General features: G+C 32.0%; 19 protein-coding genes. 6 read left to right on the top strand and 13 right to left on the bottom strand.

Features of this window, described 5'->3' with window-relative positions; all coding sequences use genetic code 11:
- Positions 1-86 precede the first annotated feature (86 nt).
- From LPB248_RS02555 to LPB248_RS02535, 5 genes are all read right to left on the bottom strand, one after another.
- Positions 87-584, bottom strand: a complete 498-nt coding sequence (locus tag LPB248_RS02555; protein ID WP_066035041.1) for a TlpA family protein disulfide reductase — start codon at positions 582-584, stop codon at positions 87-89.
- A 324-nt stretch (positions 585-908) separates the two neighbouring features.
- Positions 909-1,577, bottom strand: coding sequence for a YqiA/YcfP family alpha/beta fold hydrolase (locus LPB248_RS02550; protein WP_177210038.1), 669 nt, complete (start codon positions 1,575-1,577; stop codon positions 909-911).
- A gap of 50 nt (positions 1,578-1,627) precedes the next feature.
- Positions 1,628-2,080 carry a hypothetical protein gene (locus tag LPB248_RS02545; protein ID WP_177210037.1) on the bottom strand — a complete coding sequence of 151 codons (453 nt, stop codon included), beginning with the start codon at positions 2,078-2,080 and terminating at the stop codon, positions 1,628-1,630.
- 149 nt (positions 2,081-2,229) lie between these two features.
- The gene (locus LPB248_RS02540) at positions 2,230-3,330 is read right to left on the bottom strand and encodes a BT_3928 family protein (protein WP_177210036.1); all 1,101 of its coding nucleotides are present in this window, start codon (positions 3,328-3,330) and stop codon (positions 2,230-2,232) included.
- Between the two features lie 87 nt (positions 3,331-3,417).
- Positions 3,418-3,960, bottom strand: a complete 543-nt coding sequence (locus LPB248_RS02535) for a DUF1599 domain-containing protein (RefSeq protein WP_177210035.1) — start codon at positions 3,958-3,960, stop codon at positions 3,418-3,420.
- Positions 3,961-4,107: 147 nt separating this feature from the next.
- Here LPB248_RS02535 and folP point away from each other — a divergent pair, with 147 nt between their 5' ends.
- Positions 4,108-4,941: a dihydropteroate synthase gene (gene folP / locus LPB248_RS02530; protein WP_177210034.1), complete on the top strand. Its 834-nt coding sequence runs from the start codon at positions 4,108-4,110 to the stop codon at positions 4,939-4,941.
- 148 nt (positions 4,942-5,089) lie between these two features.
- The gene (locus tag LPB248_RS02525; RefSeq protein ID WP_177210033.1) at positions 5,090-5,722 is read left to right on the top strand and encodes a hypothetical protein; all 633 of its coding nucleotides are present in this window, start codon (positions 5,090-5,092) and stop codon (positions 5,720-5,722) included.
- A 21-nt stretch (positions 5,723-5,743) separates the two neighbouring features.
- On the opposite strand, the gene rlmH is transcribed toward LPB248_RS02525, so the two are convergent.
- The 8 genes from rlmH to LPB248_RS02485 form a co-directional block, all read right to left on the bottom strand.
- Positions 5,744-6,217: a 23S rRNA (pseudouridine(1915)-N(3))-methyltransferase RlmH gene (gene rlmH, locus LPB248_RS02520; protein ID WP_035648259.1), complete on the bottom strand. Its 474-nt coding sequence runs from the start codon at positions 6,215-6,217 to the stop codon at positions 5,744-5,746.
- A gap of 152 nt (positions 6,218-6,369) precedes the next feature.
- Positions 6,370-6,672, bottom strand: coding sequence for an antibiotic biosynthesis monooxygenase family protein (locus LPB248_RS02515; protein ID WP_177210032.1), 303 nt, complete (start codon positions 6,670-6,672; stop codon positions 6,370-6,372).
- Positions 6,673-6,753: 81 nt separating this feature from the next.
- A complete protein-coding gene (locus tag LPB248_RS02510) occupies positions 6,754-8,169 on the bottom strand; it encodes an adenosine deaminase (RefSeq protein ID WP_177210031.1) in 1,416 nt (471 codons plus the stop codon).
- Between the two features lie 294 nt (positions 8,170-8,463).
- Positions 8,464-8,748 (bottom strand): GNAT family N-acetyltransferase, encoded by a 285-nt coding sequence (locus LPB248_RS02505; RefSeq protein WP_177210030.1) that lies wholly within the window; start codon positions 8,746-8,748, stop codon positions 8,464-8,466.
- Positions 8,749-8,754: 6 nt separating this feature from the next.
- Positions 8,755-9,150 carry an OsmC family protein gene (locus LPB248_RS02500; RefSeq protein WP_177210029.1) on the bottom strand — a complete coding sequence of 132 codons (396 nt, stop codon included), beginning with the start codon at positions 9,148-9,150 and terminating at the stop codon, positions 8,755-8,757.
- Between the two features lie 3 nt (positions 9,151-9,153).
- Entirely contained in the window at positions 9,154-10,035 is an 882-nt protein-coding gene (locus LPB248_RS02495) for a pirin family protein (RefSeq protein ID WP_177210028.1), read from the bottom strand.
- A 173-nt stretch (positions 10,036-10,208) separates the two neighbouring features.
- On the bottom strand, positions 10,209-11,183 hold the full coding sequence (locus LPB248_RS02490) for an integrase core domain-containing protein (protein WP_177210027.1): 975 nt from the start codon (positions 11,181-11,183) through the stop codon (positions 10,209-10,211).
- A 174-nt stretch (positions 11,184-11,357) separates the two neighbouring features.
- On the bottom strand, positions 11,358-12,458 hold the full coding sequence (locus LPB248_RS02485) for a DNA alkylation repair protein (protein WP_177210026.1): 1,101 nt from the start codon (positions 12,456-12,458) through the stop codon (positions 11,358-11,360).
- A 205-nt stretch (positions 12,459-12,663) separates the two neighbouring features.
- On the opposite strand from LPB248_RS02485, the gene nadC reads away from it, so the two are divergent.
- The 4 genes from nadC to bla-B1-FLAV all read left to right on the top strand — a co-directional run bounded on the left by nadC (position 12,664) and on the right by bla-B1-FLAV (position 15,735).
- Positions 12,664-13,521 (top strand): carboxylating nicotinate-nucleotide diphosphorylase, encoded by an 858-nt coding sequence (nadC, locus tag LPB248_RS02480; protein WP_177210025.1) that lies wholly within the window; start codon positions 12,664-12,666, stop codon positions 13,519-13,521.
- A gap of 90 nt (positions 13,522-13,611) precedes the next feature.
- The gene (locus tag LPB248_RS02475; RefSeq protein WP_177210024.1) at positions 13,612-14,535 is read left to right on the top strand and encodes a YihY/virulence factor BrkB family protein; all 924 of its coding nucleotides are present in this window, start codon (positions 13,612-13,614) and stop codon (positions 14,533-14,535) included.
- Position 14,536: 1 nt separating this feature from the next.
- Entirely contained in the window at positions 14,537-14,965 is a 429-nt protein-coding gene (locus LPB248_RS02470; protein ID WP_177210023.1) for a DUF2147 domain-containing protein, read from the top strand.
- Between the two features lie 11 nt (positions 14,966-14,976).
- The gene (gene bla-B1-FLAV / locus LPB248_RS02465) at positions 14,977-15,735 is read left to right on the top strand and encodes a subclass B1 metallo-beta-lactamase (RefSeq protein WP_177210022.1); all 759 of its coding nucleotides are present in this window, start codon (positions 14,977-14,979) and stop codon (positions 15,733-15,735) included.
- Positions 15,736-15,746 lie beyond the last annotated feature (11 nt).

The raw sequence follows: 15,746 nt of genomic DNA, 5'->3' as shown, positions 1-15,746 counted from the left end.
GTAGTTTTATATTATTTTTTTGTTTTTTGTTTTGAAAGAAGTCAAAATTTAAATTGAATTTTGATGTTGACATTGTTATTGAAAGATTATTTCAATGATTGTAAAGTAGAATTGATTTTTTCGAAATCAGTTTCGATCGCTCTGTATAAAACAATTTTACCTGTTTTGTCAACCACAATATATCTTGGAATCCAGTCCAAATCAATAGCTTTTCCGAAAAGACCTTTCATGCCATCGTTCATCATATAATGATCGCCTTTATTTAACTCATGTTTTTCGATTCCAGCTTTCCATTTATCAGCCGTTTTATCAGCCGAAATGAATAAGTAAGACACATCAGGATTATTGGCTTGTAATTCTTTTAATTTTGGCATTGCTTTTACGCAGTCACCACACCAAGAAGCCCAAACTTCGATAACCAAAGTTTTGCCTTTATATTTTTTTAAGATGTTTTTGAAAGTAACCTGACTTCCGTCAGTGGCTAGTAATTTCTCAGACAAAGCTTCTTTAGAAAAAGCAGTTTTCTGAGCTTGCGTGCAAGAAAAAGAAATAAATGCAATTACGGCTAGGACTAATTGTTTCATATTTGATTAAAATTATTTTTTATTAGGGTACTGAATTCACAAAGTTAAACAAACAAATCGAATGCCAATTGCAGATTAACAAAATTTGAAGAGTCGTTTATTTTGTAACAAAACGACGTTTTTTGGTTGAAAAAAGTGTTTTGAAATCGTAATAGTAGAGACGAAAAATGGTGTTTTTTTCTAACGGAGATATTTTGCAGATAAAAAAAAGATAAAAATTTTATTTTTAGAAAAAGATTTTAATCAAAAAAACGTCAGATTGCAATAAAGAAAGCCTTCAATAATTTTGATTTTATTGAAGGCTTTCTTTATGTTTTCAAATGCTTAATTTAATTCATAATTGCCATTTGCCCATTTTTTACTTGGAGCAATCCAATTGTCTGCAGCTTTGAACAAAAAACCATGTTTTAGACCTGTGTTAAGTTCAATTTCTTTAAAATGCTCTATTTTGCATTTTGAAGTTTCTTTTCTTTTAATGGCAGAAACTCCGTAAATATCTGATTTTTCATAAATAGTCAAAATATTTCCACACCAATTAAGATCGGGAATTTCTTGAATGTCGATATCTCTAAAGCATCCAATAAAAACAAAATTCAGATCTGTATTAGAAAGATAAGTCGAAACGTATTGAGCAATATAACCACCTTGCGATGTTCCAATTACCGTAATATGATTGGAAGGAACGCCTTTCTTTATAAGACTTTTGATTTGCTTTGCCATCTTCTGGGCATATTCAGCAGAGTTTGTGTTTTTCTTTCTTTTTTCGCTAAAAACAATAAAATTATCCTTTCTGAATGATTCTAATATTTCGTTATATTCGGCTTTTCCATATTCAGGATGAGCGGCATTTAGATCGTTTTCTTGTACAAATTTGTTGTGAAAAAAGAAAATGTAGCGTTGATCTTTACCAGCGGGTTTTTCTTGGCTATGGCTGTTAAGATTTAAAAGAAAACTAAAAATAAAAGTTAGGAAAAACTTTGAAAATTGTTTCATAAAAAGGATTTGTTTGTCGGAGTGTTTTAACAAATATAAAAACAAAATAATCAGCCTTTTGTATTAATTAGAATTTTGTAGACGCCAGTTGTATTATCTTGCTTTAATTCTGCATTTTTGACTTCAACTGATTTTATTGCTACCGATGAGCATTCGCCTCCTGTTCTCTTTTCTGTGACAGCATATATTTCGCAAACATTTTTGCCTTCAATAGTTATAGCATATTTAAGTGATTTTGATTCCCAGCCTAAGCTGAAAGTGAGTCGATTTAATTTATCGCTATTCACATAAGCAGATTCAATTACTTTGTTTTGATCTAAATCTGTAATAGTTACCTCTTTTTTAGAATCGAAAGTACCGTTTTCAAACAGGTTTTCTCCTGAATCTTTGTCAACAAATTCGACAGTAATAGTTGCTGGTCCAGTAGAACAGAGTACATCTGAACCACATCCCGTAGTAAGAATTAAAACTAGAAGTAATGAAATAGATAATAGTTTTTTCATGATTATAATAAGTTTTTGGTTTAATCAAATGTAGGATTATTATTCTGAATCTGAAAGATGGGTTTTTGTATGAAAATAATTAAAATAAAAAAAGCGCTAATAAACGTACTGTTTATTAGCGCTTTCGAAATTTATACTTTTGCGAAATATTATAATTTCAAATCATCAACATCATTGTAATGTACTTTTTGAGCTATAGTTCCGTCATGTACAACCACAATACTTGGGTTTGCTCTTTCAACCGTTTTTAAAGCAGTTCCATCGCAGAAATAGAAATCAATATCTAAAGCGTAATCTTTTTTAGCTTTAGCAATTTCGTCAGCTCCAGAAGCGGTCATCCCAATTACTTTGTAGCCTTTTGCTTTTGCATCTGCAGTAACTTTAGCTAATTTTTTCATTCCTTCAGGATTTGATAAATTCAAATCGTAAGTTACATAGATTAGTAATTTTGGTTCTTTTAATAATTCTTCTTTATAGTCAGAATCATCTTTTGTCATCGTAAAATCGTGAATAGGAGGAACGTAACCTTCAGAAATTACTTTGTCTTTTCTGTCAACAAATACAGCACCTTCGGGAATATTCATTAAATCCTTTTCTGTAAATTCTTTGTCAACGCCATTTACTTTATAAATGAAAATCATTTCTACAACCGATTTTGGAGCACCTTCTGGAATTTCCATTCCTTTCTCGATGTTTGTTCCTACTTTATATGGGCGGAAATCTTTGATAGGATTGTGATTGATCACCCAAACAGCCATAAATACACATAAAATGATGCTGATTAAAGTGATAATATTGGTAACCAATTTAGAGAATAAAGGTTTTACTAATTTTTTATTGATAAATAAAATCAGGATAAAGAATAATAAAACAACATCTTTTGTGAATGATTGCCAAGGCGTTAAGTGTAAAGCGTCTCCAAAACATCCGCAATCTTTAACTACATCAAAATAAGCAGAATAGAAGGTAAGGAAAGTAAAGAAAATGATTAGTAGCAATAATGCCCAGATTGTTAGTTTTGATTTATATCCAACCAAAAGCATAACACCCAAAACTACTTCTAAAATTACTAGAAAAATAGCTAATCCTAAAGCCAATGGTTCTAAGAAAGGCATGTTGAAAACAGGTTCACTAAAATATTCTGCTAATTTATAAGAGAATCCAACGGGATCATTCAGTTTTATTAATCCAGAAATGATAAATAATACACCGACAAATAATCGGGAGAATTGGGTAATGATGTTTTTCATGGCGTAAATATTAAGATATTAAATCTCAAAAAATAAATTCCAAATTCCAATCATGTTTGGATTTTGGAATTTAAAAATTTTGAAATTTTATTTATTTATAGGGTTTAAGATTAAAGCAAAAACAGAATAATTAATCATATCCTGATAATTGGCATCGATTCCTTCAGAGACGATTGTTTTTCCTTTATTATCTTCAATTTGTTTAACGCGAAGTAGTTTTTGAAGAATCAAATCTGTTAAAGAACTAACACGCATATCACGCCAAGCTTCACCATAATCGTGGTTTTTGGCTTCCATTAATTCTTTTGTCAATTTTACTTTAGCATCGTACAATTCAGTTGCTTTTTCGACGTCAAGATCCGGCTGATCCACAACGCCCAGCTCTAACTGAATCAAAGCCATGATAGAATAATTGATGATTCCGATAAATTCTCCTTTTTCATCTTCATCTACTTTACGGACTTCATTTTCCTGTAAACTTCTGATTCGTTGTGCTTTTATAAAAATTTGATCCGTCAGCGATGGTAACCTTAAAATTCTCCACGCACTGCCGTAATCTTTCATTTTATTGATAAACAAAGTGCGACAAACCGCTATAACATTATCAAATTCTTGGGAAGTATTCTTCATTTATATGCTGTATATTTGCTAAAATTTCTTCAAAAATAAGGATAATTTTTTAAGAGTTTCAAGTTTAAGGTTCGCTTTGTGTCAAGTTTTTTCTAAACAAAGTGTTAATGCACAACTTGGAACCTGAAACCTGAAACAAAATAAACAATGACAATTAACTGCAAAGGTGAACTTATAGATTTATCGATTCCTAAAGTAATGGGAATTTTAAATGTTACTCCAAATTCTTTCTTTGATGGAGGAAAATATAAAAACGAAGACGAAATTATTTTGCAAGTAGATAAAATGCTTTCTGAAGGTGCAACTTTCATCGATATTGGAGCATATTCTAGTAAACCAAGCGCTGAATTTGTAACGGAACAAGAAGAAATTGACCGAATTGTTCCGGCAATCGAATTGATTTTAAAGCATTTTCCAGAAGCTTTATTATCAATTGACACTTTTAGAGCTGAGGTTGCAAAAGCAAGTATAGAAAGTGGTGCTGCAATTATTAATGATATTGCTGCGGGAGAACTTGATGATAAAATGTTTGATGTTATTGCGCATTACAACGTTCCGTACATTATGATGCATATGCGAGGAAATCCGCAGACGATGCAGAGTTTGACGCAATATGACGATATTATTAAAGAAATGCTTTTCTATTTTTCTGAAAAAGTGAAAAAAGCAAGAGCATTAGGCATCAACGATTTGATTTTAGATCCAGGTTTTGGTTTTGCAAAAACAACCGATCAGAATTATGAAGTAATGCAGAAAATGGAACTTTTTAATATTTTAGAATTACCCGTTTTGGTAGGGATTTCAAGAAAATCGATGATTTATAAAACGCTTGATATTACACCACAAGAAGCTTTAAACGGAACAACATTCTTAAATACAATTGCGTTGACAAAAGGTGCTAAAATTCTTCGTGTTCATGATGTGAAAGAAGCGATGGAATGTGTTACTTTGTTTGGTAAAATGAGTTTGAATACTATTTAAACGATAGATTTGTCATTCCGAGGAACGAGGAATCACATTAGTATTTCCTCAAAGTATGTCGCCAATCTTTGTCGAGTTTCGAGTGTGATTCCTCGTTCCTCGGAATGACAAAACGTTGTATTAATTCTTTGTGTAAAAAATAAATAAAATGAAATACTTTACCATACTTATAATCTGTCTTTTGTTCTCCTGTGGAAAAAAAGAAGACGTTTTATTGCCAAAATCAAATGTTTCAATTGTAAAAGACGTCCAAGATCATTCGCCAATTTATATCTTTTTTAAAATTGAAGGAAAAGACACGATTGCCGATTTAAATAGAAAAAGTGCCATAATTTCAACCAATTGGATTTTAAATATAGACAAACGTCTTCCATTGAAATTAGTGATTCCGCAAGTAATGAAAATGCAGGAAAAAAAGCGTAACGAGAAAATGCATCAGAACGAAGATTCTGAAAACTATTATTCTTATGCAGATTCTATTGGGAAAAATCTAGCCTTTTTGCCTTTTACGAAAGTGTTTTATAAAATGGAGAAACCTACTGCAGGAAGTTTTGTAGTTTACTTTAGCAAAGGAAAGAAACGAGTTTTTATGGGAAATCAGGAAATAAAAATATCGGAAATATTAAAGCATTTTTATAGTATAAAGTTTGATAAAGTGCCAGATCTGGTGTTTTTATTTGATAAGAATATGAGTTATGAAGAATACATTCAATATAAAATTCTACTTCAAAAAGACGTGACTTATAATCTTGATATACTTCCAGTAGAATTCATTTTCTAACTTGAAACCTGAAACAAAACCTTATTGATGATGATAAGGTTCGTTGCGTAAAATGGTAAATCCGCGATATAATTGCTCGATAAAAAACAAGCGAACCATTTGGTGTGAAAATGTCATTAGCGAAAGCGAAACTTTTCCCTGCGCTTTTTTATAAACGGTTTCAGAAAATCCGTAAGGACCACCAATTACGAAAACTAAAGTTTTAACTCCAGAATTCATTTTCTTCTGTAATTCTTCAGAAAAACCAACGCTTGAGAATGTTTTTCCATTCTCATCCAATAAAATCAACTGATCGGTGGCCGAAAGTTTAGACAGGATTAATTCACCTTCTTTTTCTTTTTGCTGGCTTTCAGATAAGTTTTTTACGTTTTTGATATCGGGAATTATTTCCAGATCAAATTTGATGTAAAAAGACAAACGTTTGGTGTAATCGTCTATCAAAGTCTGAAGCGATTTATTATCTGTTTTGCCTATGGCGATAAGTTTGATGTTCATTGGTTCAGTTTTATTTGCCACTAATTACACTAATTAGCGCGAATTTTATTTTTTATTTTTTTTGCCACAGATTAAAAGCATTAAAAAGATTTTTTTTATTTAAAATAATCTAATCTGTGTTAATCCTTTTAATCTGTGGCAAAATGAAAACTTTATTTTTTGTTTTCAAAAACCGTTTCAAAATGCTCTACAATAGGAAAAGGTTCGTAATAATGATGTAAGATCTTTTTCCATTCCAAATATGCTTCAGAAGTTCTAAAACCTACTGTATGATCTTCTAATGTATTCCAATCGACCAATAAAAGATATTTGTTTTCGACTTCCAAACATTTTTCTAAACGATGACCTAAATAACCATCAATTGATGAAATGTATTGACTTGCTTTTGCAAAATCAGCTTCAAATTTTGATGCTAATTCTGGTTTTACATAGAGAATTGCTGCTTCTAGAACCATATTTATATGAATTTTATCTGCTTGATCTGCCAAATCTGCGAGAAAAAATATACTCTCGCAGATTTAGCTGATTTTTATTTATTAGTTTTTGGAAAACTTTGCTTCAAAAGTTTTAAAACGATTATCTAAATCTTTGATTAATTGTTTTTTAACTGATGCGTCTTGAATAAAACTGTAATTGATGCTGTTGTAAACGTATTTTTTGATCGTTTCGTAATTTACATCGGGATATCTTTTCGCTAATAAAACATATTGTTCTGTCATATTGCTTCTTAAAATTCCTGCATCGTCTGTGCTAATCACAATTGGCACATTAAATTCTTTATAAAGCGTAAACGGATGTCTGTTTTCTTTCACTTTCAAAATGAATTCGTTACTCGTTAAATTGATTTCAACAGGGATGTTATTTTTAGACATGTATTTTAATAAATCATACGAATTGGCTTCGTATGCAATATCAACTCCGTGACCAATTCTGTTTGCGCCTGCAACATAAATAGCGTCATTAATATGCCAGGTCAATTCTTCTGGTTGAACTAAACCTAAAGTCAATTCGCCTGCATGAAGCGTATATTTTACATCAGGAAATTTGGAATGGCAGTATTTAAACATCACCATGTGTAACCAGTAATCTTTCATAGAAGTTTGTCCGTGTTCTGGAGAAACGATATTTACACCAGCCGTTAGTTTGCTTTCGCTTGACGAAATAAAAGCAATCACCAAATTTTTGAATAAATCTACTGGATCCATAAAACGAAGTACAAAGTTTTGATAACGCATTGTAAAACGTTCGTCGTCCATTTTCAAATCTTTATGGAGTTTTGCTATAAAATTATTGTTGAAATCTTCAGCATATTTTTTAGCATCTTTTTTCTGAAGCAATTTATACAATTCATCCAAAAGTTTCAGAACTGCTTTTTCGTCTTTTTGTTCTGAAGCTTGACGAAGTTTGGTATTGAAATCGGTTAAATCCGAAACATTCATATCACAAGGAATTGTAGATAATTGTGTTTCTATATAACTTACATTTTCGGCAATGGCGCGTTTTTTTAATTCTAACATTCCTTCTGCAAAATGGCCTTGAATGGTAGGCTCAAATTTCATAAAAGAATCAAAAAACTGGTCGTCAGAAGGAACCGATCCGTTATAATCTTTAACCGACCAAGTCTGCATAATCTGCTGTTCGTAATATTCTAATTTTCCTTTATTTTTAATAGAGGAGAAATTTTCCCAGTTTCCGTTTGCAGGTTTAGTTTTAGAAACTGCCATCGTTTCAAGATTCAAATAAAAGTCTTCTGCAATTGCTCTTTCTAAAAGAGGTTCTGCATAAACTGATCCTGAAAAATGATGGTGTAAATCGCCTCCTTTAGGCATTTGTTGAAAGAAAGCTGTTAAGAGAGCTTCATTATTTCTGATTTTTTCTAAATAACTCTCAGCCGATTGAGAAAAGCCGATTTGTGCTATAAAAAAACAGAAAAGCGTAATTATTCTTGTCATACTCTAAGATTAAATTACGCGCAAATATACGAGTTTTCGGAGAATTTTGAAAATTTTGTTTTAAAGGGACAAAGCTGCAAAGGAGCTAAGCGACAAAGGTTTTACAATTTTTGTCATTCTGAGGAACGAAGAATCACACTCGGAACTCGACAAAGATTGTCAAAATTTGCTTTGCGGAATTTCTAGCGTGATTCTTCGTTCCTCAGAATGACAAACTGGATGTTAAAAAAAGACGCAAAAATGCGTCTTCAATATAAAATCTTTGTCGCTTTGCTCCTTTGCAACTTTGTACCTTTACGAAAAAAGTACATCACGAATTTCTTCAACCTTATCAAAAACGCTTTTTGAAAAGGGACAAAGCGGGATAATTTTTAAGTTGTTTGTTCTCGCATATTCTACGGCAGCCATAACCAGTTTTTTGCCCACGCCTTTTCCGTTAAAGTCAGGACTTACTTCTGTATGATCAATAATAAATTTGCTGTCGCCTGCCCAAGTGTAGGTCATTTTTCCGGCTTCTTTTCCCTCTTCGATGGCTTCAAAATAGCCTTTTCTTATATCGTTTATTTGTTGAATTTCCATATTGTTTTATACTAAAGAAGTTTCTATTTTAATTGTGTTTATAAGTGTTTTATGAACAGGACAGCTGTTAGCAATTTTCAAAATTCGCTGTTTTTGAGCATCGTCTACATTTCCTGTAATTAAGATTTTAGTTGAAAATAAAGAAACAGTATGTTCTTCATTTTTTTCAAAATCGACCCAGATTGTAAGTTCTGAAACATCCCAAGCTTTGCGGTCAATGTACATTCGCAGTGTAATTAAAGTGCAGGAAGCAAGAGAGGAAGCCAGAAGTTCAAACGGGCTAAATCCTAAATTTTTTCCGCCCACATCTTGCGGTTCGTCAGCAATTAGAATATTCCCTGATTTAGAAGTTATTTCGGTGCGATATTTTCGTGTGTCTATTGTTGCTTTTACTGTATCCATAAGTTATTTAATTCTTGGTTCTGGTAATGGAACAAATTCTGTTTCTCCTGGAACTTTTGGAAAAGTCTGGTTTGTCCAGTCAGTTTTTGCTTTTTCGATGAGGTTTTTGTCTGATGAAACAAAATTCCAAAAGATAAAATGTTCTTCAGGAAAAGGTTCTCCTCCAAAAATATAAACGGTAGAGTTTTCAGCAATTTCAAATTCACAAAGAGAAGCTTCGGTTGTAATTAAAATTTGTCTTGGATCGTAAGTATGTTCGCCATTTTTAATGCTCCCATCTAAAATATACAATCCGCTTTCTCCGAACAAATGGTGTCCGATATTAATTTTCTTAGCTTCTTTGCTTTTAATTTCAATAAAATATAACGGACTATAAACAGGAACAGGTGATTTTCTGCCAAATGCTTCGCCAGCAATTAATTTGTATGAAACGCCATCTTCTTCCCAAGCCGGAATGTCATCTGCTTCAACATGTGTGAAATTAGGCTCCATTTGCTCCAATTCTTTTGGGAGCGCCACCCAAATCTGCAATCCGTGAAGCATTTTATCTGAATGTCTTAAATATTCTGGAGTTCTTTCGGAATGAACGATTCCTTTTCCAGCCGTCATCCAGTTTACTGCTCCCGGTTTTATTTCTAATTCTGTTCCTAAACTGTCGCGATGCATAATGCTTCCTTCAAACAAAAATGTCAAAGTAGAAAGTCCGATATGCGGATGCGGAGGAACATCCATATTTTCATGATCACTTAAATGTGCGGGTCCCATATGGTCGATAAATACAAATGGTCCAACTGCTCTTTTTTCACGGAAAGGCAATAAACGGCCTACCATAAAATTGCCAATATTGGCAGCGCGTTCTTCGATAATTAAACTAATATTTGACATGTGGTATTTTTTATTTGATTTGAAAACAAAATTACGGTGGTGATAGAAATCTGTAACTTAATTTAGATTAAGAAAAGTTGTTTTTTTGTATTATCTATAAAAGTAAGGAAAATGTGGAATAATTCAAATGCTTCTTTTTATGCAGTTCTGTTTGTCATTCCTGTAAAAGTCACTTATTTCGGTAACGGATTTATCATTTCGATCGGTTTTTTACCATCAATACCTTGATGCGGTCTTTCATGATTATAATAATATAAGTATTGTAATAATTCTTCTTTTAGTTCTTCTTGAGAATCAAAATCAGTATCTCTTAATAAATCTTCTTCTAGAGTTCTCCAAAAGCGCTCTACTTTACCGTTTGTCTGTGGTCTATATGGCTTTGTATATCTGTGCACTATGCCTAATTCCATAAGCATTCTTTCAAAAGGATGCTGGCTTTTTACTTTGCTTGTTTTAGGTCCAAATTCAGCTCCATTATCAGATAATATCTCTTCAAATTTTATTTCATAATGGCTGCTTAAGATATTTAAACATTTTAATGAAGCAAACATTACTGTTAAACTGGTAATATCTGAAACTAATTCAGCCCAAGCAATCCGGCTGTAATCATCAATTACACAGACTAAATAAAGCTTTTTGTTTTCTCCACGAATTATACTTTTACTTAAATAATGACAATCAATATGACCCAGCTGTCCCATTCTTTCCTTGATTATTTTCTGATGATTCTTTTTAATCTTCGGAGTTAACCTGTTTATTCTATGCCGTTTTAAAATATTATAAACTCCAGAATATGAAGGTGTATGTTTTCCTAATCTGGGATTTAAGATACTAACAATTTCATATTTATTGTTTCCTTTTTCTCTTAATTCAATTACTTTTTGTTCTATAAAAGGTAAAGGACGTCTTGTCTTGTATTTTGGACCACGTTTTTGAGGCAGTAAATCTAAAGACTTACCGCTCTGCTTATAGCGGTTATAATACTTTAAGAAACTTTTTCTGCAGGTGTCATTTGCCTTATAAAAATCCATCGCCTTTTTATGCACTGGATGAGTTTTACTTTTTACCTGCTCATATTCTCTTATCAAAAATCGATACTTCTCTAAATAGTTTCTTTCTAATGTTGAATCCTGACTGTTATTTCTCATCGCAACAAAATTTATTAAAGTTAAATTTTGTTACCGAAATATCTAACCTTTACAATTCCGAGGAACGAGGAATCACACAAGAAACTCCGCAAAGTAAAGCGTCAATGTTTGTTGAATCCCGAGTGTGATTCCTCGTTCCTCGGAATGACAAAAAAAAAAGAGAATTCTTCACTTTTAATCAATCAACTCAAATTCTAAAGCTTCACTCTCTGTCCCATTAATAATAATAGACAATTGATGTTTTCCAGTATGAAAAACTCGCGTTGTAATGAGTTTAAAAGACTGGTTTCTCTCAATCTTAGTTAATTGATTCGGATGATAAATTTTCTCACTGATTTTAAAGACTTTTTTGGCCAAATGTCCTTTTGCTTTTTTATAATGGACAGCATATTCTAAACGAACTGTTTTTGGTTCCTCGTTTTTATTGTTCAAGTGAAAATGAAATTGAAGATAATCTCCAATTTTTACAGTTGGTGTTTTGATTTCGAAAGAAGAAAGTTCAATATTGGTGCTTTCTAAACCATAATGACTTAAAATTTCAGGATGTCCTTGTTTCAGTAAAGTTCGGCTTCCATGTTTAATAATTCCGTCTGTTTCTTTGCTGTGGCCTTTCCATCTTGAAGCTATTTCTAATACAATTTGCGGATTATCTTTAGCAATATCATTTAAATTATTAGCTACGCTTCTTCGAACATATTCTGAAGGATCGTTTTTTAAATTCTTTAAAATAGGAAGAATAGGAGAAGGGTTTTTCTTCAAAAACGGAATTGCCATTGCCCACGGTAATCTCGGTCGTGAACCTTCACTTGCTAATCTGCGAACATGTTGATTTTCATGTAAGGACCATTTTGTCATTTCGTCAATCATTCTTTCTTTATATTTTAAAATGAAAGGACGAACGGCAAATTCGCAACTTATAAATTGTGTGATAGAAACAAAGGCTTTTACAGATGTTTCAAAATCGTCTAAACCGTAATTTTCAATATAATCGGCAAAAAAAATGAAAGCCAAATTGCCATCAGTGAAACTATTTTTCTTTAAATTTTCGATGATTTTATCAATTAAAGCAACGGCTTCGGGAAAATTTTGAGGCATAAACTGATGTAAAACCACTGTTGTGTGCTTCATTCTTTCTTTCCATTCTTTTTGAGCAAAATTGCCTTCGTAAATCGCTTCAATGAATTTCTCTTTTTTGAATGATGGATGCGCTTCGGCGACGGCCTGACCAAATTTTTCGTAAAAAGAAAGTGAGTAAATATCTTTAATTAATCCCATAAATTTTGCTTGATTGAACTCCAAAGATATTTAATTGATCTCTTATTAAGAGATTAAGTATTGTTAAGAATTGTAACTTTATTTTTGTGAATATCTTAATGTTTAAAAAAGAGGTATTTGATGTTTTATCTAATTTTTCATGTTGTTAGAACTTTCAAATCCATAAAATATATCCTAATTTAGCATTATTATTAAAAACAGAAAAATGATAAGCGAAGCTCAATTTCAAGCAGAATTACAACTTTTAATCAGTAATGCCATTAGAGAAGATGTAGGACCAGGTGATTACAGTTCGCTGGCCTGTATTCCAGATACTGCCCATGGTAAGGCAAAACTATTAGTAAAAGACCAAGGAATCATTGCTGGAGTTGAGCTTGCTAAAATGATATTTGAACATGTTGATCCAAAATTAAAAGTAAAAACATTTATTGAAGATGGGACACGTGTAGAATATGGTGAAATCGTTTTTGAAGTTTCAGGAAGCTCTCAATCTATTTTAAAAGCTGAAAGAGTGGTTTTGAATACCATGCAGAGAATGTCGGCGATTGCTACAAAAACAAGCCATTTAATGCAGCTTCTAGAAGGAACAAATGCTAAAATACTAGATACTCGTAAAACGACTCCAAATTTTAGAGCCGCAGAGAAATGGGCTGTAAAAATTGGTGGTGGCGAAAATCATCGTTATGCTTTGTATGATATGATTATGCTGAAAGACAATCATATTGATTTTGCTGGTGGAATCACGCGCGCTATTTCTAAAACAAAGGAATATTTAAAGGAAAATAATTTAGATCTGAAAATTATTGTTGAAGCCCGCAATTTAGATGAAATCAGAGAAATTTTATTGAGCGACGGAGTTCATAGAATCCTGATAGATAACTTTAATTATGAAGATACAAAAACGGCAGTAAATTTGATTGGTTCAAAATGTCAGACAGAGTCTTCTGGAAATATTAGCGAAAAAACAGTTCGTGAATATGCTCTATGTGGTGTAAATTATATTTCGTCAGGCGCTTTAACGCATTCTGTTTGCAATATGGATTTGAGTTTGAAAGCTTTTTAATGGAGTTATGAATTTTGAGTGATAAGTTATGGTTTTTGTAAAACTAAAATCTCCTGATAGCTTCGGGACTAAAATCTAAAATCAAAAAATATGTCGCAAGAGATAGAAGATCGGATTGAGAAACTGCCTGTGGTGCGGTCATTAGCCCGACTTTTGAAGAAAATTAAACTGCCTTGGCTGGAAGGGTTTTCATTGTATGATTTGTTGGAAATGTATACCATAGGAATTGTTGATGGTGCTTTTTCATATCATGCGAGTGCGGTTTCGTTTAGCTTTTTCATGGCTTTGTTTCCTTTTGCGCTATTTATTTTAAACTTGATTCCGTTTATTCCGATAGATAATTTTCAGGAAGATTTTTTGCAGTTCGTACAACAGAGTGTTCCTCCAAATACGTTTGATGCAATCAGCAAAATTATCAGCGATATTTTAAATAATAGTCACTCGGGTTTGCTTTCGTCTGGATTTTTTCTTTCGATTTTTTTAATGGCAAATGGAATTAATGGCATTCTAAGCGGTTTTGAATCTTCTAAACATGTCTTTGATAAAAGAGGTTTTTTCAAGCAATATTTAGTTGCGTTGGCGATATCTATTGTGATGACTATTATTTTGTTTGTAACAGTCGCAACAATTGTAGTCTTTGAGGTTTTTATTCAAAAAACAATTATTCAGGATGTGCTGAGTGATCGAATTCCGCTTATTATTTTAGGGCGTTATTTGTTTGTTGTTTTAATGATCTTGATAACATCTTCAATATTATTGCGTTATGGTACAAAACAGTATAATAAGGTGCCTTTTATAAGTATTGGTTCAGTTTTTACCACAATCTTAATTGTTATATCTTCGTTCTTTTTTGGGATTTGGGTTATAAAATTTTCAAAATACAACGAACTTTATGGTTCAATTGGAACATTATTAATTCTAATGTTTTATATTTGGATAAACTGTATGATTCTGCTTTTAGGGTTCGAATTGAATGCTTCTATCAGAAAATTAAAACAAAAAAAAGAAAAATAATATGAAAAACTTGATGCTAACTATCGGAGTGTTCTTCTTTGCCCTAACCATGCAAAGTCAAAGTGTAATTGGAAAATGGAAAACAATTGACGATGAAACAGGCGAAGCAAAATCTATAGTAGAAATTTACGAGAAATCTGGAAAAATTTATGGAAAGATTGTAGATATACTTCGTGAAGGCCACAAAAAAGATGTTTGTGTAAAATGCGATGGTGCTGAAAAAAATAAACCGATTTTAGGAATGGTTATTATAAACGGACTTAAAAAAGATGGTTCTGAATATAACGGAGGAACAATTTTAGATCCTACAAGCGGTAAAAAATACAAATGTTATGTTACTTTAGAATCTGCAGATAAATTGAAACTTCGCGGTTATGTTGGAATTTCTTTAATGGGAAGAACACAATACTGGACAAGAATAAAAAATTAATTCATATTTAAATGCGAAAATTAGCTTCGATAATTTTATTCTTAGCGGTAGTTTCAAACAGCTTTGGACAATCTAAGAATTCGCCATTACAAATAAGTCATCTAACAGGTGACTTTTATGTTTATAAAACGTTTCATGATTATAATGGAACTTTAATTTCTGCCAATGCCATGTATGTAGTTGCAGATAAAGGTGTTGTGCTTTTTGATGCACCTTGGGATAAAACACAGTTTCAGCCTTTATTGGATAGTATAAAAACAAAACACAATAAAGAAGTTGTGATGCTTTTTGGCACACATTCTCATGAAGATCGTGCAGGAGGATTTGATTTTTACAGAAAAAAAGGAATCAAAACCTATTCAATTAAATTGACAGATGATATTCTGAAAAGTAAAAATGAGCCAAGAGCTGAATTTATAATTCCAAATGATACTGTATTTACAGTTGGGCAATATAAATTTGAAGTATATTATCCAGGTAAAGGACATGCGCCGGACAATATTGTAGCGTGGTTCGGAAAAGAGAAAGTTCTTTATGGCGGATGTTTCATAAAAAGTACCGAAGCAAAAGATTTGGGGTATTTAGGAGATGCTGATGTTAAAGAATGGGAGAAATCAATAAAAAAGGTTCAGTCGAAATTTAAAAATCCAAAATACGTTATTCCTGGACACGATGGCGGAACAACGAATAAATCTATAAATCATACTTTGGAGCTGGTGAAGGAATATAATCTTTCAAAAAATGCTTCTCTTAAAACTGGTCAGAAATAATTACTGACTTA

The sequence above is a fragment of the Flavobacterium sp. LPB0248 genome (genome assembly GCF_013388355.1).
GTDB lineage: Bacteria > Bacteroidota > Bacteroidia > Flavobacteriales > Flavobacteriaceae > Flavobacterium.
Note: the sequence above shows the minus strand (reverse complement) of the source record. Positions and strands in the feature narration are given on the sequence as shown.

What these genes read in the sequence shown, in the direction of transcription:
- LPB248_RS02550 (WP_177210038.1), bottom strand. Translation starts at nt 1,577, where the DNA reads ATGAAACAATTTTCAAAGTTTTTCCTAACTTTTATTTTTAGTTTTCTT.
- LPB248_RS02485 (WP_177210026.1), bottom strand. Translation starts at nt 12,458, where the DNA reads ATGGGATTAATTAAAGATATTTACTCACTTTCTTTTTACGAAAAATTT.
- LPB248_RS02495 (WP_177210028.1), bottom strand. Translation starts at nt 10,035, where the DNA reads ATGTCAAATATTAGTTTAATTATCGAAGAACGCGCTGCCAATATTGGC.
- LPB248_RS02475 (WP_177210024.1), top strand. Translation starts at nt 13,612, where the DNA reads ATGTCGCAAGAGATAGAAGATCGGATTGAGAAACTGCCTGTGGTGCGG.
- LPB248_RS02545 (WP_177210037.1), bottom strand. Translation starts at nt 2,080, where the DNA reads ATGAAAAAACTATTATCTATTTCATTACTTCTAGTTTTAATTCTTACT.
- LPB248_RS02525 (WP_177210033.1), top strand. Translation starts at nt 5,090, where the DNA reads ATGAAATACTTTACCATACTTATAATCTGTCTTTTGTTCTCCTGTGGA.
- LPB248_RS02535 (WP_177210035.1), bottom strand. Translation starts at nt 3,960, where the DNA reads ATGAAGAATACTTCCCAAGAATTTGATAATGTTATAGCGGTTTGTCGC.
- LPB248_RS02555 (WP_066035041.1), bottom strand. Translation starts at nt 584, where the DNA reads ATGAAACAATTAGTCCTAGCCGTAATTGCATTTATTTCTTTTTCTTGC.
- LPB248_RS02510 (WP_177210031.1), bottom strand. Translation starts at nt 8,169, where the DNA reads ATGACAAGAATAATTACGCTTTTCTGTTTTTTTATAGCACAAATCGGC.
- LPB248_RS02515 (WP_177210032.1), bottom strand. Translation starts at nt 6,672, where the DNA reads ATGGTTCTAGAAGCAGCAATTCTCTATGTAAAACCAGAATTAGCATCA.
- rlmH (WP_035648259.1), bottom strand. Translation starts at nt 6,217, where the DNA reads ATGAACATCAAACTTATCGCCATAGGCAAAACAGATAATAAATCGCTT.
- folP (WP_177210034.1), top strand. Translation starts at nt 4,108, where the DNA reads ATGACAATTAACTGCAAAGGTGAACTTATAGATTTATCGATTCCTAAA.
- nadC (WP_177210025.1), top strand. Translation starts at nt 12,664, where the DNA reads ATGATAAGCGAAGCTCAATTTCAAGCAGAATTACAACTTTTAATCAGT.
- LPB248_RS02505 (WP_177210030.1), bottom strand. Translation starts at nt 8,748, where the DNA reads ATGGAAATTCAACAAATAAACGATATAAGAAAAGGCTATTTTGAAGCC.
- LPB248_RS02470 (WP_177210023.1), top strand. Translation starts at nt 14,537, where the DNA reads ATGAAAAACTTGATGCTAACTATCGGAGTGTTCTTCTTTGCCCTAACC.
- bla-B1-FLAV (WP_177210022.1), top strand. Translation starts at nt 14,977, where the DNA reads ATGCGAAAATTAGCTTCGATAATTTTATTCTTAGCGGTAGTTTCAAAC.
- LPB248_RS02500 (WP_177210029.1), bottom strand. Translation starts at nt 9,150, where the DNA reads ATGGATACAGTAAAAGCAACAATAGACACACGAAAATATCGCACCGAA.
- LPB248_RS02490 (WP_177210027.1), bottom strand. Translation starts at nt 11,183, where the DNA reads ATGAGAAATAACAGTCAGGATTCAACATTAGAAAGAAACTATTTAGAG.
- LPB248_RS02540 (WP_177210036.1), bottom strand. Translation starts at nt 3,330, where the DNA reads ATGAAAAACATCATTACCCAATTCTCCCGATTATTTGTCGGTGTATTA.